General features: G+C 59.2%; 5 protein-coding genes and 1 pseudogene. 4 read left to right on the forward strand and 2 right to left on the reverse strand.

Translation table 11 applies throughout. The features are described 5' to 3' along the window. Positions 1-13 precede the first annotated feature (13 nt). From siiEA to cueR, 4 genes and pseudogenes are all read left to right on the forward strand, one after another. Positions 14-20792: pseudogene (siiEA, locus tag BGE37_RS10375) on the forward strand (BapA-related adhesin SiiEA). Between the two features lie 3 nt (positions 20793-20795). Next, a complete protein-coding gene (locus tag BGE37_RS10380) occupies positions 20796-22958 on the forward strand; it encodes a type I secretion system permease/ATPase (protein WP_105277215.1) in 2163 nt (720 codons plus the stop codon). Further along, positions 22955-24130, forward strand: a complete 1176-nt coding sequence (locus BGE37_RS10385) for an HlyD family type I secretion periplasmic adaptor subunit (protein ID WP_001014326.1) — start codon at positions 22955-22957, stop codon at positions 24128-24130. The genes BGE37_RS10380 and BGE37_RS10385 overlap by 4 nt, the downstream gene beginning before the upstream one ends. Further along, positions 24127-24534, forward strand: coding sequence for a Cu(I)-responsive transcriptional regulator (cueR, locus tag BGE37_RS10390; protein ID WP_001026747.1), 408 nt, complete (start codon positions 24127-24129; stop codon positions 24532-24534). Before BGE37_RS10385 ends, cueR begins: the two co-directional genes overlap by 4 nt. Positions 24535-24537: 3 nt before the next feature. Here the strand turns inward: cueR and BGE37_RS10395 are convergent, their stop codons facing one another. Beyond that, on the reverse strand, positions 24538-24729 hold the full coding sequence (locus BGE37_RS10395) for a hypothetical protein (RefSeq protein ID WP_105288001.1): 192 nt from the start codon (positions 24727-24729) through the stop codon (positions 24538-24540). Continuing rightward, on the reverse strand, positions 24726-25148 hold the full coding sequence (locus BGE37_RS10400; RefSeq protein ID WP_105288002.1) for a hypothetical protein: 423 nt from the start codon (positions 25146-25148) through the stop codon (positions 24726-24728). The genes BGE37_RS10395 and BGE37_RS10400 overlap by 4 nt, the downstream gene beginning before the upstream one ends. Between the last annotated feature and the right edge of the window lie 6 nt (positions 25149-25154).

A 25154-nucleotide genomic window follows, 5' to 3' on the forward strand; every position in this document is an offset into this window, starting at 1 on the left:
CAGGAATGCCATTATGAGCCTGATTATTGATGTTATTTCGCGAAAAACATCCGTCAAACAAACGCTGATTAATCCTGGCGACGTTACGGTTGTCATTTATGAGCCCTCCGTGGTGCAGGTTCATGCTCAGGCCTCTGCCGTTGCGCGTTACGTCCGTGAAGGAAATGACCTGCTGATCTATATGCAGGACGGCACGGTGATCCGCTGCAACGGTTATTTCCTGCAAGCGGCGAATACAGCTGAACAATCGGAACTGGTGTTTGCCGATGGGCAACAGCTAACCCATGTCACCTTCGCCGATACTGCTGTGGGTGGATTAGCCCCCGTAGAACTGACTGCCCAGACCACTGCGATTGAAAGCATTGCGCCATTTCTTGATACTGTTGCTCAGACCAGCGCCTTCCCGTGGGGTTGGCTGGCGGGGGCGGCGGTAGGTGGTGGTGCGCTTGGTGCACTGCTGGCAAGCGGTGGTGATGGCGACTCGAAAACGGAAGTGATTAATAACCCTACGCCACCCGCTGAGCCTGGCAACGCCACACCATCATTTTTAGTTACCGATAATCAGGGCGATCAGCGCGGCATTCTCGCCACCAATGACATCACCGATGATACCACGCCAACCTTTAGCGGCAGCGGGCAGGCGGGGGCGACTATTCAGATTAAAGACAGTAACGGCAATACTATTGCCAGTACTCAGGTAGACAACAACGGTCAGTGGAGTGTCTCGTTACCCACGCAAAGTGCAGGTGAACATACCTGGTCAGTGGTGCAAATTGTCGGCAGTACCATCACTGACGCCGGTTCGATAACGTTAACCATCGACAATAGTCAGGCCAGCGTGCAGGTTGCCACCACCGCAGGCGATAACATTATTAACGCCAGCGAACAGGCCGCCGGGTTTACGCTTTCTGGCACCAGTAGCCATCTGGCGCAGGGAACAGAACTCACCGTTACGCTAAACGGCAAAACCTACACCACCAGCGTAGGCGCTAACGGTGCCTGGAGCGTGCAGGTGCCGACCGCCGATGCACAGGCGTTAGGCGAAGGGAATCAGGCGGTGCTGGTCAGTGGGAAAGACGCCACAGGCAATACGGTCACTGGCGCGCAGCTGCTAACGGTCGATACCCAACCGCCAACGCTTGCCATCAACACTATCGCTCAGGACAACATCGTCAGTGCTGCGGAACATAACGCCGCGCTGGTACTGAGCGGCACTTCGAATGCAGAAGCGGGGCAAACCGTAACCCTGACCGTCAACGGGAAAAGCCATTCAGCAACCGTCGGTAGCGACGGAACCTGGCAAGTGACGCTGCCTGCCACGGAGGTCCAGGCACTGGCGGAGGGGAACTACGCTGTCAATGCCAGTGTCAGCGATCGGGCAGGGAACACCACCAGCAACAGCGCGAATTTCACGGTAGACACCTCAGCACCCGTGGTCAGCGTTAACACCGTGGCGGGCGACGATATTCTTAATAATGCCGAGCAGGCCGTCGCGCAGATCATCTCCGGACAAGTCAGCGGTGCTTCTCCAGGCGATACGGTAACGGTGAAATTGGGCACTCATGTCCTGACGGGCATCGTGCTGGCAGATGGCAGCTGGAATGTGGCACTGGACCCGGCGGTAACCCGCACGCTGGATCGCGGAGCCAATACGATTTTCGTCACCGTGACAGATGCTGCAGGAAATACCGGCGCGGCGTCTCGAGCAATCACGCTGGTCGGTGTTTCTCCGTTGATCACCATTAACACCGTCTCCGGCGATGACATTATCAGTGGCGCGGAAAAAGGTGCGCCACTGACCCTTACCGGTAGCACTCAACAGGCCGAGACAGGACAAACCGTCACAGTAACCCTGGCTGGACAGAGTTTTACCACTACCGTACAGGCCGATGGCTCCTGGAGTCTGACGGTACCTGCCGCCGCGATGGGAAATCTGCCTGACGGCGCGGTGGCGATTACCGCTTCAGTGACGGATCTCAGCGGCAATACCGGCAACACCTCCCGCACCATTACTGTCGACAGCCAGGCCCCGGCCTTAAGCATCGACTCGCTGACGGCCGATAACATCATCAACGCCGCCGAAAGTGGTCAGGATCTGCAAATCACGGGCACCACCGACGCTCAGCCGGGGCAGACGGTGACCGTCACGCTTAATGGGCAGACCTATCAGGGCGTCGTGCAGTCAGATGGCACCTGGAGCGTGACCGTTCCCGCCGCCAACGTGGGCGCGCTGGCTGACGGCAACGCCACGGTGACCGCGAGCGTGAACGATGTCGCGGGTAACCCGACCAGCGTTTCACGCGTGGCGCTGGTCGATGCCACGCCGCCGGTGGTAACCATTAATCCGGTGGCGACCGATAACGTCATTAACACGCCGGAACATACCCAGGCGCAAATCATCAGCGGCACGGTTACTGGCGCTCAGGCGGGCGATATCGTCACCGTTACGCTGAATGATGTGGATTACACCACGGTGGTGGATGCTTCCGGCAACTGGAGCCTGGGCGTTCCGGCTTCCGTTGTCAGCGGACTGGTGGACGGCAGTTATCCTGTCAGCGTCTCGGTAACCGACCGCGCAGGAAACACGGGCAGCCAGTCACTGACTGTCACGGTCAATACCGCTGCGCCCCTTATCGGCATTAACAGCATTGCGGGCGATGATGTGATCAACGCCAGCGAAAAAGGAGCCGATCTCCAGATTACCGGCACCAGCGATCAGCCTGTTAATACCGCCATCACCGTGACGCTGAACGGGCAAAATTACACCACCACGACCGACGCCTCCGGCAACTGGAGCGTCACCGTTCCGGCATCGGCGGTAACCGCACTGGGCCAGGCCAACTATACGGTAACGGCGGCGGTGACCAGCGATATCGGCAACAGCGCCACCGCCAGCCATAACGTGCTGGTCGACAGCGCGCTGCCCGGCGTGACCATTAACCCGGTGGCAGCCGACGATGTTATTAACGCCGCCGAAGCGGGCGTAGTGCAAACCATCAGCGGGCAGGTTACCGGAGCTGCCGTTGGCGACACGGTAACCGTTACGCTGGGCGGTAATACTTACACCGCCACCGTGCAGGCCAATTTAAGCTGGAGCGTGAGCGTTCCGGCGGCGGATATTCAGGCGCTGGGTAATGGTGATTTAACGGTGAGCGCCTCGGTCACCAATCAAAACGGCAACACCGGCAGCGGCACGCGGGATATCACCATCGACGCCAATCTGCCCGGTCTGCGGGTCGATACGGTAGCGGGCGATGATGTGGTCAATATCATCGAACACGGGCAGGCGCTGGTGGTCACCGGCAGCAGCTCGGGGCTGGCTGAAGGCACCCCGCTTACAGTTACGATTAATAATGTGGAATACACCACTGCGGTGCAGGCCGATGGTAGCTGGAGCGTGGGCGTCACGGCGGCGCAGGTTAGCGCCTGGCCTGCGGGGACGGTGTCTATTGCTGTATCCGGGGAAAGTAGCGCCGGAAATCCGATAAGCATTACGCATCCGGTAACGGTGGATCTCACGCCGGCGGCGATCACAATCAACACCATCGCCACGGACGACGTGATTAACGCCGCAGAAAAAGGCGCTGATTTAACCCTTTCCGGCACCACCACTAATGTAGAGCCAGGACAAACCGTCACCGTCAACTTTGGCGGGAAAAATTACACCGCCAGCGTGGCGAGCGATGGTAGCTGGACTGCCACCGTTCCTGCCGCCGATCTGGCAGCATTACCTGAGGGCAGCGCCTCCGCGCAGGCCAGCGTCAGCAATATCAATGGCAATAGCGCCTCGGCGGTGCATAACTACAGCGTCGACAGCAGCGCGCCAACCATCATTATCAATACCGTTGCCAGCGACAATATCGTTAACGCCAGCGAAGCCGATACGGGCGTGACGGTGAGCGGCAGCACCACCGCTGAAGCGGGGCAGATTGTTACGGTAACGCTTAACAGCCCAACTGTGCAGACCTATCAGGCAACGGTACAGGCCGACGGCAGCTGGAGTATTAATATTCCGGCGGCAGATCTTGCCGCTCTGACCGATGGCAGCCATACCCTGACGGCGACGGTCAATGACAAAGCGGGCAACCCGGCGAGCACCACGCATAATCTGGCGGTGGATCTCACCGTTCCGGTACTGACCATTAACACCATTGCGGGCGATGATATTATTAACGCCGCCGAACACGGGCAGGCGCTGGTGATTTCCGGTTCCAGCACCGGCGGAGAAGCGGGCGATGTTGTCAGCGTCACGCTAAATAGTAAAACCTACACCACGACGCTGGATGCCTCCGGAAACTGGAGCGTCGGCGTTCCGGCTGCGGATGTCTCTGCGCTGGGCAGCGGCCCGCAAACCGTGACAGCCACCGTTACCGATGTGGCAGGTAACAGCGACAACGAGACGCATACGGTCACCGTCAACCTTACCGTGCCGACTATTGGCATTAATACCATCGCTACCGATGACATAATTAACGCCACCGAAAAAGGCGCGGATCTGCAAATTTCCGGCACCAGTAATCAGCCAACAGGCACCACAATAACGGTGACGCTTAACGGGCAAAATTACTCCGCCACGACGGACGCCGCAGGCAACTGGAGCACCACGGTGCCAGCCTCTGCCGTCGGTGCGCTGGGCGAAGCCAGCTACACGGTGACGGCGAACGTCACCGACAGCGCGGGCAATAGCAATTCCGCCAGCCATAACGTGCAGGTGAATACCGCGCTGCCGGGTGTCACCATTAATCCGGTGGCGACCGACGATATTATTAACGCGGCGGAATCGGGCGTGGCGCAGACCATCAGCGGCCAGGTGACGGGCGCGGCGGCGGGCGATACGGTTACCGTAACGCTTGGCGGGAAAACCTACACCGCTACCGTGCAGGGCAATTTTAGCTGGAGCGTGGACGTTCCGGCGGCGGATATTCAGGCCATCGGTAATGGCGACCTGACAGTTAACGCCTCGGTAACCAACGGCGTGGGTAATACTGGCAGCGGTTCGCGCGATATTGTGATAGACGCCAACCTGCCGGGTCTGCGCGTCGATACCGTGGCGGGCGATGATGTGGTCAACAGCATCGAGCACGGTCAGGCACTGGTGATAACCGGTAGCAGCAGCGGGCTGGCGGCGGGCGCGGCGCTGACGGTGGTGATCAATAACGTCACCTATGGCGCGACAGTATTAGCCGATGGCACATGGAGCGTTGGCGTTCCGGCGGCAGACGTGGGCAACTGGCCTGCGGGGACGGTGGATATCACGGTAAGCGGCACTAACACTGCCGGAACAACCTCCACCATCACCCATCCGGTCACCGTCGATCTGGCGGCGGTGGCGATCTCCATTAACACCGTTTCCGGCGACGATGTGATTAACGCCGCCGAAAAAGGGGCAGATTTAACCCTTTCCGGCAGCACTTCCGGCGTGGAAGCGGGGCAAACCGTCACCGTCACCTTTGGCGGCAAAACCTATACCGCTACCGTAGCGGGCGATGGCAGCTGGACAACCACCGTACCCGCCGCCGATCTCAGCGCGTTACGTGACGGCGACGCCACGGTACGGGCCAGTGTCAGCAATATTAACGGCAACACGGCTTCGGCAACCCACGCCTATAGCGTCGATGCCACGGCACCGACGCTTGCCATTAACACCATCGCCACCGACGATATTCTTAACGCCGCTGAGGCGGGCAATCCGTTAACCATCAGCGGCACCAGCACCGCCGAAGCGGGGCAAACGGTAACCGTCACGCTTAATGGTGTGGCTTACATCGGCACCGTTCAGGCGGGCGGTAGCTGGAGCGTCAGCGTGCCGACAACAGATCTCAGCAATCTGACCGCCAGCCCGTACACGGTCAGCGCCTCGGTAAGCGACAAAGCGGGTAACCCGGCGACCGCCACTCACGGCCTGGCGGTGGATCTCACCGTGCCAGTTTTAACCATTAACACCGTCTCCGGCGATGACATCATTAATGCCGCCGAACACGGGCAGGCGCTGGTGATCTCCGGTTCCAGTACTGGCGGGGAAGCGGGCGATGTCATCACCATCACGTTAAACAGTAAAACCTACACTACCACGCTGGACGCCTCCGGCAACTGGAGCGTCGGCGTTCCGGCAGCAGACGTCACTGCGCTGGGCAGCGGCCCGCAAACCATCACTGCGGCAATTACCGATACGGCAGGCAACAGCGATGATGCCAGCCGCACGGTCACCGTAAATCTCACCGCGCCAACCATTGGCATCAACACTATCGCCAGCGATGACGTGATTAACGCCACAGAAAAAGGCGCGGATCTGCAAATCACCGGCACCAGTAATCAGCCCGCAGGCACCACAATAACGGTGACGCTGAACGGGCAAAATTACACCGCTACCACCGATAGCAGTGGCAACTGGAGCGCTACGGTTCCAGCCTCGGCAGCTAGCGCGTTGGGTGAAGCCAACTACACGGTAACGGCGAGCGTTACCGACACGGCAGGCAACAGTAATTCCGCCAGCCATAATGTGCTGGTCAACAGCGCCTTACCTGGCGTTACCATTAACGCAGTGGCAACCGATGACATTATTAATGCCGCCGAAGCGGGCAGTGCGCAAACCATCAGCGGGCAGGTGACGGGCGCGGCGGCGGGCGATACGGTCACCGTCACGCTGGGCGGCAACACCTACACCGCTACGGTGCAGGCTAATTTAAGCTGGAGTGTCAGCGTTCCAGCGGCGGATATTCAGGCGCTGGGTAACGGCGACCTGACAGTTAACGTCTCGGTCACCAATGACGTTGGTAATACCGGCAGCGGCTCGCGCGATATTACGATCGATGCCAATCTGCCTGGTTTGCGGGTCGATACCGTGGCGGGCGATGATGTTATTAACAGCCTTGAGCACAATCAGGCGCTGGTGATAACAGGTAGCAGCACCGGGCTGACGGCAGGAACGGCATTAACGGTCGTGATTAACAACGTCACTTACGCTGCCACGGTGTTAGCTGACGGTACATGGAACCTCGGCGTTCCGGCGGCAGACGTCAGCAACTGGCCTGCGGGTACGGTGGATATCACGGTAAGCGGCACCAACAGCGCCGGAACAACCTCCACCATTACCCATCCGGTTACCGTCGATCTGGCGGCGGTCGCCATAACCATTAACACTCTCTCCGGCGATGATGTGATCAATGCCGTCGAAAAAGGCGAAACGCTGGTGGTGAGCGGCAGTACCAGCGGTGTAGAAGCCGGGCAGACGGTGACCGTCACCTTTGGCGGTAAAAATTACACCACCACTGTGGAAGCCAACGGTAGCTGGACGGTGAATGTGCCGCCTGCCGATCTCGCTGCGTTGCCGGACGGCGCGGGCAACGTGCAGGCGAGTGTCAGCAACATTAACGGCAACAGCGCCCAGGCCGATCGCGCGTACAGCGTCGATGCCACCGCGCCGCTTGTGACCATCAACACCATCGCCAGCGACGATATTCTCAACGTGAGTGAAGCGGGCGCGGGGATAACCATCAGCGGCACCACCACGGCGCAGGCCGGGCAGACGCTGACTGTCACGCTCAATAACAACACGTACCAGACTACCGTCCAGGCCGATGGCACCTGGAGTGTGAACGTTCCGGCGACAGATTTAAGCGGATTAACCGCCAGCAGTTATACCGTGACCGCCACGGTGAGCGACAAAGCGGGCAACCCGGCAAGCGCGGATCATGCACTGGCGGTGGACGTTACCGCGCCGGATCTCACCATTAATACCGTCGCGGGCGATGACATTATCAACGCCATCGAACATGGTCAGGCGCTGGTGGTGAGCGGCACCAGTACGGGCGCGGCGGCGGGCGATGTGGTCACGGTTAATCTGAACGGTAAAAACTACACCACAACGCTGGACGCCTCCGGTAACTGGAGTGTGGGTATTCCGGCGGCGGATGTCACGGCACTGGCAACCGGTAGCCAGACCATCACCGCCAGCCTGAGCGATCGCGCGGGCAACAGCGACAGCACGACTCACGACGTGACCGTTGATCTCAGTGGCCCGACGCTGACCATTAACACTGTCTCCGGTGATGACATTATTAATAATGCGGAGAAGACCCAGGATCTGATCATCAGCGGCGTCTCCAGCGGCCTGGCGGCAGGCACTACGGTCACCGTGATGTTGAACGGCCTGGCGTACAGCGCCACCACCGACGGCTCCGGCAACTGGAGCGTTACCGTGCCGGCTTCGGCGGTCGGCGCACTGGGCGAGGCGGTTTATTCGATTAGCGCCAGCGCCACCGACAGCGCGGGTAACAGCGGTAGTACTACCCATACGGTGAATGTCGAATCGCTCCTGCCAGGGGTAATCATTAATACTGTGGCGGGTGATGACATTATCAACGCCGCTGAAATCGCCGTTAACCAGACCCTCAGCGGACAGGTTACGGGGACGGCAGCAGCAGGAGATTCGGTCACTGTCACGCTCGGCGGTAATCAATACATTGCCACCGTGCAGCCAGATTTAAGCTGGAGCGTCAGCGTGCCTGCGGCAGATTTGCAGGCGCTGGGTAACGGTGAACTGACCATCAGCGCCTCGGTGACCAATTCCGCAAATAATACCGGCACCGCGACGCACGATATCGTGATAGACGCCAACTTGCCAGGTCTGCGGGTCGATACCGTGGCAGGCGATGATGTGATTAACAGCATTGAGCACACTCAGGCACTGGTGGTCACCGGTAGCAGTAGCAGACTGGCGGCGGGGGCGGCGTTGACGGTAGTTATCAACGGCGTCACCTATGGCGCAACGGTACTCGCCGATGGCACCTGGAGCGTCGGTGTTCCGGCGGCAGATGTCACAAACTGGCCTGCGGGGACGGTCAATATTGCCGTCTCTGGCACTAACACTGCCGGAACCACAACCAGCATTACTCATCCGGTGACCGTCGATCTTGCGGCCGTGGCGATTACCATCAACACCCTTTCCACTGACGATGTGATAAACGCCGCCGAGAAAGGCACTGATTTGCAGCTTTCCGGCACCACCTCAGATGTGGAAGCGGGGCAGACTATTACCGTTATTTTCGGTGGCAAAAGCTACACCACCACGGTTGCCGCGGATAATACCTGGGGGCTGACGATCCCAGCCGCCGATCTCGCAACCTTGCCGGATGGCGCAGCAAACATCCAGGCCAGCGTCAGCAACGTCGCGGGTAACAACGCCCAGGCAACGCATGTTTATAGCGTCGATGCCACCGCGCCCTCCGTTACTATCAACACCATCGCCAGCGACGATATTCTTAATGCCGCCGAAGCGGGATCGGCGCTGACCATCAGCGGCACCAGCACCGCAGAAGCCGGGCAGACAGTGACCGTGACGCTAAACGGCGTCAATTACAGCGGCAACGTGCAGGCAGACGGGAGCTGGAGCGTCAGCGTACCAACTGGCGATTTAGCCGACCTTACCGCCAGCCCCTATACGGTGAGCGCGGCGGTCAGCGACAAAGCGGGCAACCCAACCTCGGCAACGCATAACCTGACGGTGGATCTTGCCGCTCCGGTCGTCACCATTAACACGGTAGCGGGCGATGACATCATTAACGCCACGGAACATGCTCAGGCGCAGATTATCAGCGGCTCGGCAACGGGCGCGACGACGGGTAACACGGTTTCCGTGACGATTGGCACGACCACCTACACCACCGTGCTGGACGCCAACGGCAACTGGAGCATCGGTGTGCCTGCCAGCGTGATTTCCGCGCTGGCCCAGGGCGATGTGACCATTACCGCCACGGTTACCGACTCCGCAGGCAACAGCGGCACGGCCTCGCACACTGTCAGCGTGGCGCTCGGTGCACCGATACTCGCCATTAACACCATCGCCGTCGATGACATCATCAACGCCACGGAGAAAGGCGCGGATCTGTCGATTTCCGGCACCAGCAACCAGCCTGCGGGCACGCAGGTAACTGTTACGCTCAACGGGCAAAATTACACCACCACTGCCGATGCTTCCGGGAACTGGAGCGTGACTGTTCCGGCGTCTGCGGTTGGTACGCTCGGTGAAGCGACTTATACGGTGACTGCCGCCGCAACCGATGTTGATGGCAATAGCGGTTCCGCCAGCCATAACGTGCAGGTTAATACCGCGCTACCGGGCGTCACCATTAACGTTGTGGCAACGGACGATATTATTAACGCCGCCGAAGCGGGGGCAACTCAAACTATCAGCGGGCAGGTCACGAGGGCCGCGGCGGGCGATACGGTGACCGTGACGCTCGGTGGGGCGACTTACACCGCTACGGTACAGGCAGACTTAAGCTGGAGTGTCGATGTTCCGGCTTCGGCGTTACAGGCGTTGGGCAACGGAGAGCTGACCATTTCGGCTTCGGTAACGAACAGCGTAGGCAATACCGGTAACGGCACGCGCGAAATCACCATAGACGCGAATCTCCCCGGTCTGCGGGTCGATACCGTGGCGGGCGATGATGTGGTCAATATCATCGAGCATGGTCAGGCGCTGGTGATAACCGGCAGCAGCTCTGGGCTGGCGGTGGGTAGCAATGTCACGCTGACCATTAACGGGCAAACCTATGTTGCGGCAGTGCTGGCGGATGGCACCTGGAGCGTCGGCGTTCCGGCGGTGGATGTCAGCGCCTGGCCTGCGGGGGCGGTGACGATTACGGCGAGCGGCAGCACTACAGCCGGAAACCCGGTGAGCGTTACGCATCCGGTGACAGTCGATCTCTCGGCGGTGGCGGTCAGCATCAACGCCATTACCGCCGATGATGTGATTAACGCAGCTGAAAAAGGCGCGGCATTAACGCTCTCCGGCAGCACCTCTGGCGTGGAGGCCGGGCAAACGGTCACCGTGACCTTTGGCGGTAAAACCTATATTGCAAGTGTCGCGGCGAATGGTTCCTGGAGCACCACGGTTCCGGCGGCGGATATGGCAGCCCTGCGTGATGGTGATGCCAGCGCGCAGGCCAGCGTCAGCAACGTTAACGGCAACAGTGCCACCACTACCCACGCTTACAGCGTCGATGCCACCGCGCCAACGGTGACCATTAACACCATTGCGGGCGACGATATTCTTAACGCCGCCGAAGCGGGTGCGGCGCTGACCATCACCGGCAGCAGCACGGCGGAAGCCGGGCAGACGGTGACCGTCACGCTCAATGGCGCAAACTATACTGGCACGGTACAAACGGACGGCAGCTGGAGTATCAGCGTACCGCCAGCCGACTTAAGCGCCCTGACCGCCAGCAACTACACCGTCAGCGCGGCGGTGAGCGACAAGGCCGGAAACCCGACCTCGGTTAACCACAACCTGACGGTGGATACTTCCGTTCCGGTCGTCACCATCAACACGGTGGCAGGCGATGATGTGATCAATGCGACGGAACACGCCCAGGCGCAGATCATCAGTGGCTCTTCCACGGGAGCGGCAACCGGTAGCACCGTGACGGTGACTATCGGCTCAAATACCTTCACCACGGTGCTGGATGCCAGCGGCAACTGGAGCGTCGGCGTCCCGGCAAGCGTTGTTTCGACACTGGCAAACGGCACGGTGACCATTAACGCCAGCGTCACTGATGTCGGAGGAAACAGCGGCAGCGCCAGCCATCAGGTGACAGTCAATACCGGGCTGCCGACCATTACCTTTAACGCCATCAGCAGCGATAACGTCCTGAACGCCGATGAAAAAGGCCAGCCGTTGACCATCAGCGGCGGCAGTACGGGGTTGACGACCGGCGCACAGGTCACCGTCACGCTCAACGGTCACAACTATAACGCTACCACCGACGCGGCGGGCAACTGGACGTTAACCGTGCCGGTGAGCGATCTGGCGGCCTTAGGCCAGGCTAACTATACGGTCAGCGCCAGCGCCACCAGTGCGGCAGGCAACACCGCCAGCAGCCAGGCGAATTTACTGGTCGACAGCGGCCTGCCAGGCGTCACCATCAATACCGTGGCAGGCGACGATATTATCAACGCCGCCGAAGCCGGGGCCGATCAAACCATCAGCGGGGGGGGTGACCCGCGCCGCCGCTGGCGATACGGTTACCGTCACGCTGGGCGGCAACACTTACACCACCACGGTACAGGGCAACTTAAGCTGGAGTATCAGCGTTCCGGCAGCCGATCTCCAGGCGCTGGGAAATGGTGATTTGACCATTACCGCCTCGGTCACCAACGCGAATGGCAACACCGGCAGCGGCACGCGGGATATCACCATTGATGCCAACCTGCCGGGGCTGCGGGTGGATACCGTGGCGGGCGATGATATCGTCAACAGCATCGAGCATGGTCAGGCACTGGTGATCGCTGGTGGCAGTAGTGGCCTGAATGCAGGTGCTGTGCTGACGGTTACCATCAACAGTGTGGCTTATTCTGCCACGGTACAGGCAGACGGGAGCTGGAGCGTCGGCATTCCAGCAGCAAGCGTCGGTGCATGGCCTGCGGGGCCGTTAACCGTTGACGTAACAGGCCAGAGCAGCGCCGGAAACCCGGTCAGCGTCAGCCATCCGTTCACCGTCGATTTAACGGCGGTGGCAATCAGCATCAACACCGTTGCCAGCGACGACGTGATTAACGCCGCCGAAAAAGGCACCAATCTGACCCTTTCTGGCAGCACCAGTGGGATTGAAAACGGGCAAACCGTCACCGTCACTTTTGGCGGCAAAACCTACACCGCAAGCATCGCCGCCAACGGAAGCTGGAGCGTGAATGTTCCGGCGGCAGATCTGGCATCTCTGCCAGACGGCGCGGCGAATGTACAGGCCAGCGTTAGCAGCGCGAGCGGCAACAGCGCCTCGGCGACCCATGCGTATAGCGTTGACGCCAGCGCACCGACGCTCACCATAAACACCATCGCCAGCGACGATATCCTTAACGCCACAGAGGCCGGAAGCCCGCTCACCATCAGCGGTACCAGCACCGCCGAAACCGGGCAGACGGTCACCGTCACTCTTAACGGTGCAACCTACAGCGGCACTGTACAGGCGGATGGTAGCTGGAGCGTCAGCGTTCCCACTTCAGCCCTGGGCGCTCTGACTGCAAGCAATTACACTGTCAGCGCCACGGTCAACGACAAAGCGGGCAACCCCGGCAGCGCCAGCCATAATCTGGCGATAGACACCACCGCGCCGGTTCTCACCATTAACACCGTGGCGGGCGATGACATCCTTAACGACGCCGAACACGCCCAGGCGCTGGTGATCTCCGGTACCAGTACGGGCGGGGAAGCGGGCGATGTGGTGAGCGTTGTGCTCAATGGCAAAACATATACCACGACGCTGGATGCCTCCGGTAACTGGAGCGTTGGCGTTCCAGCAGCGGATGTTGCGGCACTCAGTAGCGGCGCACAGACCATCACCGCCAGCGTCAGCGATCGGGCGGGCAACAGCGACGACGCCAGCCGAACCGTCACCGTTAACCTCACCGCGCCAGCGATTAGCATCAACACCATCGCGGGCGATGACGTGATCAACGCGACGGAAAAAGGATCGAATCTGGCGCTTTCCGGCACCAGCGATCAGCCTGCGGGCACGGCGATCACCGTCACGCTGAATGGACAAAACTACAGCGCCACTACCGACGCCTCCGGCAACTGGAGCGTTACCGTGCCTGCCTCGGCGGTCAGTGCACTGGGCGAAGCGACATATAGCGTGACGGCGAGCGTCACCAACGCCCAGGGCAACAGCAGCACCGCCAGCCATAACGTACAGGTCAATACCGCGCTGCCGGGCGTCACCATTAATCCGGTGGCGATGGACGATATTATCAACGCTTCAGAGGCGGGCAGCGCGCAAACTATCAGCGGCCAGGTAACCGGTGCGGCGGCGGGCAGCACCGTCACCGTTGAACTGGGTGGTAAAACTTACACCGCCACCATCCAGGCTGATTTAAGCTGGAATGTAAGCGTACCAGCCGCTGACTGGCAGGCGTTAGGTAACGGTGAATTAACGGTTAATGCCTCGGTGACCAACGCCGTTGGCAACACCGGCAGCGGCATGCGTGATATCACCATCGATGCCAGTCTGCCCGGTCTGCGGGTGGATACCGTCGCAGGCGATGATGTGGTCAATATCATCGAACACGCTCAGGCGCAGGTGATTACCGGGAGCAGCTCCGGCTTTACGGCAGGCACGGCGCTGACCGTGGTGATAAATAACCAAACTTATGCCGCCACGGTGTTGGCGAACGGCACCTGGAGCGTCGGCGTTCCGGCGGCGGATGTCAGTAACTGGCCTGCGGGAACGCTGAATATTAGCGTTAGCGGCGCGAACAGTGCCGGAACGCAAACCAGCATTATCCATCCGGTGAGCGTTGATCTCACTACCGTTGCCATCAGCATTAACGCTATTACCCCTGATGATGTGATTAACGCCGCCGAAAAAGGCGCGGCGCTAACGCTTTCCGGCAGCACGTCCGGCGTCGAAGCGGGGCAAACCGTTACTATTACCTTTGGCGGCAAAACCTACACCACCACGGTGGCGGCAAACGGTAGCTGGAGCACCACCGTTCCGACTGCGGATTTGGCGGCTCTGCGTGACGGCGATGCCAGCGCCCAGGTGCGGGTGACTAACGTCAACGGCAACAGCGCCACGGCAACGCATGAATACAGCGTCGATAGCGCCGCGCCAACGGTGACCATCAACACCATTGCCAGCGATAACATCATCAACGCCAGCGAAGCGGCGGCGGGCGTCACGGTGTCCGGCACCAGCACCGCGGAAACCGGGCAAACGCTCACCGTCACGCTAAACGGCACTAACTACCAGACCACGGTGCAGGCAGACGGCAGCTGGAGCTTAACGCTGCCTGCCAGTGACTTAACCGCACTTGCCAATAACGGCTACACCCTGACCGCCACGGTCAGCGATCTGGCGGGTAACCCTGGCAGCGCCAGCAAAGGCGTCACCGTCGATACCACCGCGCCCGTCATCAGCTTCAACACCGTGGCAGGCGATGACGTGATTAACAACGTCGAACACTCTCAGGCGCAGATTATCAGCGGCACCGCCACGGGCGCGGTGGCGGGTGACCGCCTGGTGGTGACCATCGCCGGGCAGCAGTATGTCACCAGCACCGATGCCAGCGGCAACTGGAGCGTTGGCGTGCCAGCCAACGTGGTTTCCGGCCTTGCAGACGGCACGGTGACCATCAGCGCCACCATCACCGACAGCGCAGGCAACAGCAGCACGCAGACGCACAACGTGCAGGTCAATACGGCGGTGGTGTCGCTCTCAGTCAGCACCATCAGTGGCGATAATATTATTAACGCCGCCGAAGCAGGCAGTGCGCTGACCCTGAGCGGCACTGGCACTAATTTCGCGACAGGCACGGTGGTGACCGTGTTGCTTAATGGCAAGGGCTACAGCGCCACCATTCAGAACAACGGGAGCTGGAGCGTGAATGTGTCGGCGGCAGACGTCGCGGCACTGGCGGATGGCACCAGCTACACGGTTAGCGCCTCCGCCCAGGACAGCGCAGGAAACAGCGCCACGGCCTCGCGCAGCGTGGCGGTAGATCTCACCGCGCCGGTTATCAGCATCAACACCGTTTCGACGGACGATCGACTCAACGCCGCCGAACAGCAGCAGCCGTTAACCCTTAACGGCTCGACCAGCGCGGAAGTGGGACAGACGGTCACTGTCACCTTTGGCGGCAAAACCTATACCGCTACGGTTGCCGCCAATGGCACCTGGGCGCTGAACGTGCCTGTGGCGGATCTGGCAGCACTCGGGCAAGGCGCGCAGACCATCACCGCCAGTGTGAACGACCGTGCGGGTAACCCCGGTCAAACCACGCACGCCCTGACTGTTGACACCGTTGCGCCGACGGTCACCATCGCTACGGTGGCGGGTGACGATATTATCAACAACGCCGAACAGCTTGCCGGGCAGACTATCAGCGGCACCACCACCGCCGAAGTAGGTCAGACTGTCACCGTCACCTTTAACGGACAGAGCTGGACTGCAACGGTCGGCAGTGGCGGAAGCTGGTCGGTATTTATTCCGGCGCAGCAGTTTGCCGGATTAAGCGACGGCAGCTACATCATCAGCGCGACGGTCAGCGATCAGGCCGGAAACCCCGGTAGCGCCAGCCGTGGCGTGACGTTGAATGGCGACGTCCCCACCGTCACCATTAACACCCTTGCGGGCGATGATGTAGTGAACGCGGCGGAACACGGCGCGTCTTTGGTTATCAGCGGCACCACGACCGCACCGGTCGGGCAGACGCTGACCCTGACCTTAAATGGCAAAACCTACACCACCACGGTACAGACCGGTGGTAGCTGGAGCTACACCCTCGGCAGCGCCGATGTCACCGCGCTGGCGGACGGCAATGCCTATGTGATTAACGCTTCGGTGAGCAATGCCATTGGCAACATCGGTAGCAGCAATCACACCATTACCGTCGATCTCAGCGCCCCGGCGATGGGCATTAATATTGATTCCCTGCAAGCCGACACTGGCCTTAGCGCCAGCGACTTTATCACCAGCGTCAGCCCGGTGGTGGTCAACGGCTCACTCACCGCCGCGCTTGCCAGTAACGAGACGGCGCAAATCAGTATCGACGGCGGTGTAACCTGGAGCACGCTTACCGTTACTGGCACGACCTGGCGCTATAACGACAGCCGCACGCTGACCGATGGTAACTATCTCTATCAGGTGCGGGTGATTGATGCGGCGGGCAACGTCGGGGCGACTGATAGCCAGAATGTGGTGATCGACACTACTGCGCCAGATCCCGCGGTGAAAACCATCGCCATTAGCGCGATCACCACCGATACAGGTCTGATTACTAATGATTTTGTCACCAGCGACACGACGCTTGCGGTGAGTGGTACGCTCGGCGCGGCGCTCTCTGCTGGTGAGTTTGCGCAAATCAGTATCGATGGCGGCACCACCTGGCAGAATCTGGCGGTAAATGGATTAACCTGGACTTATCTTGACGGGCGCACGCTGACCGACGGTAACTACAACTATCAGGTACGGGTGATCGACACCGCCGGAAATATCGGCGCGACCGCCAGCCAGATAGTCACCGTGGATACCACCGCGCCGCTGGCGAGCAAAACCATCGTCATTGCGGGCATCAGCGATGACACCGGGTTAAGCAGCAGCGATTTTGTGACCCGTGACACTACGCTGACCGTGCGCGGGACGCTCGGCGCGGCGCTGGCGGCAGATGAACGGGCGCAAATCAGCCTTGATGGTGGCGTTACCTGGACTACGTTAACCGTTATCGGCACCAGCTGGAGCTATGCCGATGGTCGCACGCTCACCGACGGCACATGGAACTACACGGTGCGGGTGGTGGATCTGGCGGGGAATGTCGGGCAGACCGCGACGCAAAACGTGGTGGTTGACACCATCAGCCCGGAAGCGGCGAAAAGCATCACTATTACCGGTATCAGCGATGACACCGGAGCCAGCAGCAGCGATTTTATTACCAGCGACACCACGCTTACCGTGCGCGGCGTGCTGGGCGCGGCGCTCGGCGCTAATGAGTTCGCGCAAATCAGTACCGACAACGGCGCAACCTGGGTGAACGTGACCGTTGCCGCAGACGGTCTGAACTGGACATATGTGGACGGGCGTACGCTGACCAACGGCACCACCACCTGGCAGGTGCGGGTGGTTGATTTAGCGGGCAACGTTGGCGCAACCGGCAGCCAGTCGGCGCAGATTGACACCGTTAACCCGGCGCAGGTGCTCACCATCGCCAGCATCAGCACCGATACGGGGAGTTCGGCCACCGACTTTATCACCAGCGATACCACGCTCACGCTGACCGGTTCGCTGGGGGCGGGGCTTGCCAGCGGCGAAGTGGCGCAGATTAGCCTCGATGGCGGCGCGACCTGGACCACGCTCACCACCAACGGTACGCAGTGGACTTACACTGACAGCCGCACGCTGACCGACGGCAGCTACATTTATCAGGTACGGGTGCTGGATCTGGCGGGAAATACAGGCCCGGTGGTATCGAAAACGGTGGTGGTCGATACGATTAACCCCACCGCCACGCCGACCATTGTGTCGTATACCGATGATGTCGGGCAGCGGCAGGGGACGTTTAGCAATTCGCAGGCCACCGACGACACCACGCCGTTGCTCAATGGCGTGCTCTCTGCGCCGCTTGCCAGCGGTGAAGTCGTTTACCTCTACCGTAACGGTCTGCTGTTAGGTGCGGTAACGATGGTCGGCGCGCTGAACTGGACTTACAGCGACAGTGGTCTGGTCAGCGGTGCCTATACCTACAGTGCGCGTGTGGTGGATCTGGCGGGGAATATCACCTCCTCCAGCGATTTTGTTCTGACGGTCGATACCTCTATTCCGACGACGCTTGCGCAAATCACCAATCAAACCACACGCGATACCACGCCGATTATCAGCGGCGTACTCACCGCGGCACTCGCCAGCGGACAGTATGTTGAAGTGGTGATCAACGGCAAAACCTACACCTCGCAGCCGGGCGGTGCGGTGGTGGTCGATCCGGCGCACAACACCTGGTATGTGCAACTGCCGGATACCGACGCGCTGGCGGCGTCTGCGACCGCCTATAACGTCACCGCGCAGGTGAAAAGCTCGGCGGGTAACGGTAACACCGCTAACGTCAGCACTGGCACGGTAACGGTTAACGCAGCGATTGATTACACACCGACCTGGACCACCGCCAGCAAATCCACCGCATGGGGGCTGACCTACGGCCTCGACACACACGGGATGTGGACAGTGCTGGCCAACCAGCAAATTATGCAATCCACCGATCCGCTCACCTGGTCGAAAACCGCCCTGACGCTGGTGCAAAGTGGCAACAACTATGCCACCAGCTCCATCGCCGATTACAACCGTAACGGTACGGGCGATCTGTTTATTACCCGTGATGACTACGGCACGGGGTATATCAACGGCTTTACTAATAACGGCGATGGTACGTTTTCCAGCGCCATCCAGGTGAACGTTGGCACCCTGACGTGGTATGGCTCGATTGTGGCGTTTGATAAAGAGGGCGACGGTTATCTTGATTTCTGGATTGGCGACGCCGGGGGGCCGGACTCCAACACTTTCCTGTGGAACAACGCCGGCACCCTGACAGGCAACTCGACCACTGCTAATAACGGGGGGAGTGCTACGGTCGGTGGGGCGGTGACGGGGTATCTGTCACTCAACGAAGGTTCCGGTGTCGATCTGAACAATGACGGCAGAATTGATCTGGTTCAGCACACTTTCAACCTGAACAACAACTTCACCCTCTCATCGTTGATAAGTCAGGGCAATGGCACCTTCGTCTGGGGACAAAACACCGTCAATACTTTCCTCAGTAGTCCCGGCTCGGGGGGGAACTCGACATCCGTTTCCATGACATGGGCCGATTTCGATGGTGACGGCGATATGGATCTCTTCCTGCCCGCCAGCCAGGGAAGAGCTAACTACGGCTCGCTGTTATTCAACACCAACGGCGTGCTGGGTAGCCCGGTGGCGGTCGGCGCGACGGCAACCACCTACGCCAGTCAATTCAGCCTGGCCGTCGACTGGGATCATGACGGGTTAATGGACATCGCCCGTATCGCCCAGACCGGGCAGTCGTATCTTTATACCAACGTCAGTAACGCCAGTAACTGGACACAATCGGCACTCGGTGGCAGCCAGAGCGGCACCACCAGCGGCGTGGCGGCAATGGACTACGACTGGGACGGCGCGGTGGATGTGCTGGTAACCAAACAGTCGGGCAGCGTGTTCCTGATCCGTAACACTAACACGGTGAGCTACGGCACCTCGCTGCACCTGCGTATCACCGATCCTAACGGTATTAACGTCTATTACGGCAATACCGTGAAGCTGTACAACTCGGCGGGCGTGCTGGTTGCCACACAAATCATCAACCCGCAGTCGGGGATGGGCGTTAACGACACCTCGGCGCTGGTCAACTTCTACGGACTTAACGCGGGAGAAACCTACAACGCGGTGCTGATCAAATCCACCGGCACTACCGCCAGCAATATCGACCAGACGGTGAATACCAGCTGGGGCGGCTTACAGGCCACCGATGCTACTCACGCTTACGACCTCAGTGCTGAAGCAGGTACGGCGAGCAACAACGGCAAGTTTGTCGGCACTGGCTATAACGACACCTTCTTCGCCACCGCAGGCACCGACACCTACGACGGCTCCGGCGGCTGGGTGTACAGCTCCGGCACCGGAACGTGGCTTGCGAACGGCGGCATGGACGTGGTCGATTTCCGTCTCTCAACGGTGGGCGTCACCGCTAACTTAAGCGTCACTACCGCCCAGGCCACCGGTTTTAATACCTCGACATTTACCAATATCGAAGGGATTTCCGGCTCGAATTTTAATGACACTCTGACCGGCAGCAGCGGCGATAACCAACTGGAAGGGCGCGGCGGCAACGACACGCTCAACATCGGCAACGGCGGCCATGACACCTTGCTCTATAAACTGCTCAGCGCCAGTGACGCCACCGGGGGCAACGGTTCGGACGTGGTGAATGGCTTTACGGTAGGCACTTGGGAAGGCACCGCCGACACCGATCGCATAGATATTCGTGAACTGTTACAGGGCAGCGGCTACACCGGAAACGGCAAAGCCAGCTATGTCAACGGTGTGGCAACGCTGGATGCGCAGGCCGGAAACATCGGTGATTTTGTCAAAGTTACCCAGAGCGGCAGCGACACCATCGTGCAGATCGACCGTGACGGCACGGGCGGCGGCTTTGCGACAACTAACGTGGTCACGCTGACGGGCGTGCATACCGACCTCGCCACCTTACTGGCGAATCATCAGTTGATGGTGGTGTAGAGAATGAAAAAAAATGCCCAGTCCGTGGAAGCCTGGCTGGAGGCGATGATCGCCGTGGCGCGTTATTACCGCCTCGATTTTTCCCAGGAGAACGTGCGCGCGACCGTCAACTGGGAGCGCGACAGCAAACGGGAAGAGTTACTCACTGATATGGCGCGGCAGTTAGGGATGGGGCTGCGGCTGGTGGAATTTTCCGCCGACTCGCTTAACCCGTGGCGGCTGCCGCTGATCGCGGTGTTTGATAATCAACAGATTGGCGTGATCACCCGCCGCGACAGCCACGACAATATCAGCGTTCAGTTCAGCGGTGACGAAGGGCTGGAAACCACGCTAAATGTTGCGGATATTGAAGATAAAATCGTCGAACTGGCGCTGCTGCGCCCGCTCAGCGCAATTCCCGATGCGCGGGTGGATGACTATATTCGCCCGTATCAGGCGAACTGGTTCTGGAATCTTTCGCTAAAAGACTGGCGGCGCTACGGCGATATTATGCTGGCCTCGCTGGTGGCGAACGTGCTGGCGCTGGCGGCGATGATTTTCTCGATGCAGGTTTACGACCGGGTGGTTCCGGCGCAGTCCTACCCGACGCTATGGGTGCTGTTCGCCGGGGTGATGATGGCGATCCTGTTTGAGTTCTGTATGCGAATGGTGCGCACGCACCTTTCCGATGTGATTGGTAAGCGGGCAGATCTGCGTATTTCGGATCGCGTGTTTGGTCACGCATTACGGCTGAAAAATAACGTGCGATCGAAATCCACCGGATCGTTTATCTCACAGATCCGCGAACTGGAATCGGTGCGGGAACTGATCACTTCTACCACCATCGGCGCGGTGGCGGATCTGCCGTTCTTCCTGCTGTTTGTTTTTATTTTGTGGATGATCGGCGGCTGGCTGGTGCTGGTGGTTTTGCTGGCGCTGCCGTTGCTGGTGATCCCCGGCCTGCTGGTGCAACGCCCGCTGGCGCGGCTGGCGAACGAAGGGATGCGCGAGTCAGCGGTACGCAACGCTACGCTTGTCGAGGCCGTGCAGTCGATTGAAGACATTAAACTGCTGCGTGCCGAACAGCGTTTCCAGAATCAGTGGAATCACACCAACGACGTGGCCTCGTCCATCAGTATGAAGCAACGTTTTCTCACCGGGCTGCTGCTCACCTGGACGCAGGAAGTGCAATCCATCGTCTATGTGGTGGTGCTGTTGGTGGGCTGCTTCATGGTGATGAACGGCGACATGACCACCGGCGCACTGGTGGGGACGACGATCCTGGCTTCGCGCACCATTGCGCCGCTGTCGCAGATATCCGGCGTGCTTTCGCGCTGGCAGCAGGCGAAAGTGGCGCGTAACGGGCTTGATGAACTGATGAAGCGCCCGGTGGATCAGCCGGAACACGGCAAACTGGTGCATAAAGCAGTGCTGCACGGCAATTATCAGTTCAGCAACGCGGTGTTTTATTACGACGAAGAAGAGAAGATTGCCGATGTGGCGATCGGCAAACTCAACATTCAGGCCGGAGAGAAAATCGCCATTCTCGGGCGCAACGGCGCGGGTAAATCAACGCTACTGCAAATGCTCGCCGGAATGCGTATCGCCCAGCAGGGGCAGGTGCTGCTGGATAACATCAGCATCGGGCAGCTTGATCCGGCGGATCTGCGCCGCGACATGGGGCTGCTCAGCCAGACCGGGCGACTGTTCTTCGGTTCGCTGCGGGAAAACCTCACCATGGGGATGCCAGAAGCCAGCGATGAAGATATCGAACGCGCGTTAACCCTCAGCGGGGCGCTGCCCTTTGTGCAGAAGCAGAAAAACGGCCTTAACTACATGATTCAGGAAGGGGGATTTGGTCTTTCTGGCGGCCAGCGGCAAACGCTGCTGCTGGCGCGGCTGCTCATCTCTCAACCCAATATCGTCCTGCTCGACGAACCCAGCGCCTCGCTGGACGAAATGGCGGAAGCGTATTTAATTGAACAACTAAAACAGTGGATTGGGCATCGCACGCTGGTCATCGCCACTCACCGCACGGCGATGCTGCAACTGGTTGACAGGATAATCGTGATGGATCAGGGGCGCATTGTGATGGATGGCGCGAAAGAGGCTATTTTGCGTGAACAAGGCGAACCCACGACGCGACGCGTGGTGTTGCAGGAGAAGAATAAGGGGTCTGCCGCATGAACGGACAACTGCAATACAACCGTGGCCTGACTGAACCCCGCCTGCCACGTTCGGCGCTGGCGGTGCGCGTTACCGCTGTGATGCTGCTCTGTTTTCTCGGCTGGGCGTGGTACTTCCAGCTTGATGAAGTCACCACCGGCAGCGGCACGGTAGAACCTTCTGGACGCGAACAGGTGGTGCAGTCGCTGGAAGGCGGGATTTTGTATCATCTCGACGTGAAGGTTGGCGATATTGTCGAACAGGGGCAGCCGCTGGCGCAGCTTAACCGCACCAAAACGGAATCCGACGTCCAGGAAGCGATGTCGCGGCTGTACGCGGCGCTGGCAACCTCGGCGCGGCTGCGGGCAGAAGTGAGCAATAAACCGCTGGTCTTTCCTGACGAACTGAATAAATTCCCCGAACTTATCGAGTCGGAAACGGCGTTATATAACACTCGCCGCGACGGGTTGAACAAAGCCACCACCGGGCTGACGCAGGGGATTAGCCTGGTCAACCGCGAACTGGCGATGACCCAGCCGCTGGTGAAACAGGGGGCGGCGAGCAGCGTTGAAGTGCTGCGCCTGCAACGCCAGGCCAATGAACTGGAAAACAAACTTAGCGACGTGCGCACGCAATATTACGTTCAGGCGCGCGAAGAGTTAGCGAAAGCCAATGCGGAAGTGGAAACCCAGCGTTCGGTGATCCGCGGGCGGGAAGATTCTCTCACCCGGCTCAACTTTACCGCGCCGGTGCGAGGCATTGTTCAGGACATTGACGTCACCACGGTTGGCGGCGTCATCGCCCCCGGTGGTAAACTGATGACCATCGTGCCGCTGGATGAGCAACTGCTGATCGAGGCAAAAATCTCCCCCCGCGATGTGGCATTTATCCATCCGGGGCAAAAATCGCTGGTGAAAATAACCGCTTACGACTACTCCATCTACGGCGGCCTGCCGGGGGAAGTGGCGGTGATATCACCAGACACCGTGCAGGATGAAGTGCGACGCGATGTTTATTACTATCGGGTGTACATTCGCACTTTCAGCAACCATCTGGAAAATAAACATAAACAGCAGTTTCCGATATTTCCCGGCATGGTGGCGACGGTCGATATCCGCACCGGCAAAAAAAGCGTGCTGGATTATCTGTTGAAACCCTTTAACAAAGCACAGGAGGCGTTGCGCGAACGATGAACATTAGCGATGTAGCAAAAATTACCGGCCTGACCAGCAAAGCCATTCGCTTCTATGAAGAAAAGGGGCTGGTGACGCCGCCGATGCGCAGCGAAAATGGTTATCGAACCTACACGCAGCAGCATCTCAACGAACTGACCTTACTGCGCCAGGCGCGCCAGGTGGGCTTTAACCTGGAAGAGAGCGGCGAACTGGTAAATCTGTTTAACGACCCGCAGCGGCATAGCGCCGATGTAAAACGGCGCACGCTGGAGAAGGTGGCGGAGATCGAACGGCACATTGAGGAGCTGCAATCCATGCGCGACCAGCTACTGGCGCTGGCGAATGCCTGCCCCGGTGATGACAGCGCCGATTGCCCGATTATCGAAAATCTCTCTGGCTGCTGTCATCATCGGGCAGGGTGAAAATCAGTTAATCCCCGTTTGCACCGAAAGAATATGCTGCAAACTTTCTACCATAATGCGCCCCGACTGAAATAAGCCTTCCTGGATTTCGTTGTTAACATTCATAGCGTGAACCAGGGAGGCTAATAATACCACTTGCAAGAATGCAAAGATAAAAGCGCCAATAATCATAATATGTATAAGCGTGAGTTTCATTTTAAATAACCCACAAACTGGCCTTCTTTCATTAAGGCGATTTTTCCTGTGTGATGATAAACAATGACGTTATACAGACCCGACTGATAAACCGTGGCATCGGCATTATCTTCATCTATGGCACATAATGAATCATTGAGATAAGCAAAGTTCTTACTGCTCATTCTGAAGGTGACGCCAAATCCTTTATAAATGGCTTTCTTTGCCGCCTGGGCATGTTGTGCGGCTTCTGCATTTTTAAATGCCTGCGCCTCGGATGCACTTAAAATAGCCGTCTGACGCTGCTGTTCTGCGAGATAACAGGTATCATGACTGACGCCCTGCGCCTGGCAATCTGCGATGCCGGAAGTGGGTGAACTACAGCCAGCCAGTAATATAACCGCCAGCAGGGAAAACGATTTAATGGAGCTATTCATCATTGTTAA

Source organism: Escherichia sp. MOD1-EC6300, assembly GCF_002965045.1.
Taxonomy (GTDB): Bacteria; Pseudomonadota; Gammaproteobacteria; order Enterobacterales; family Enterobacteriaceae; genus Escherichia; species Escherichia coli_F.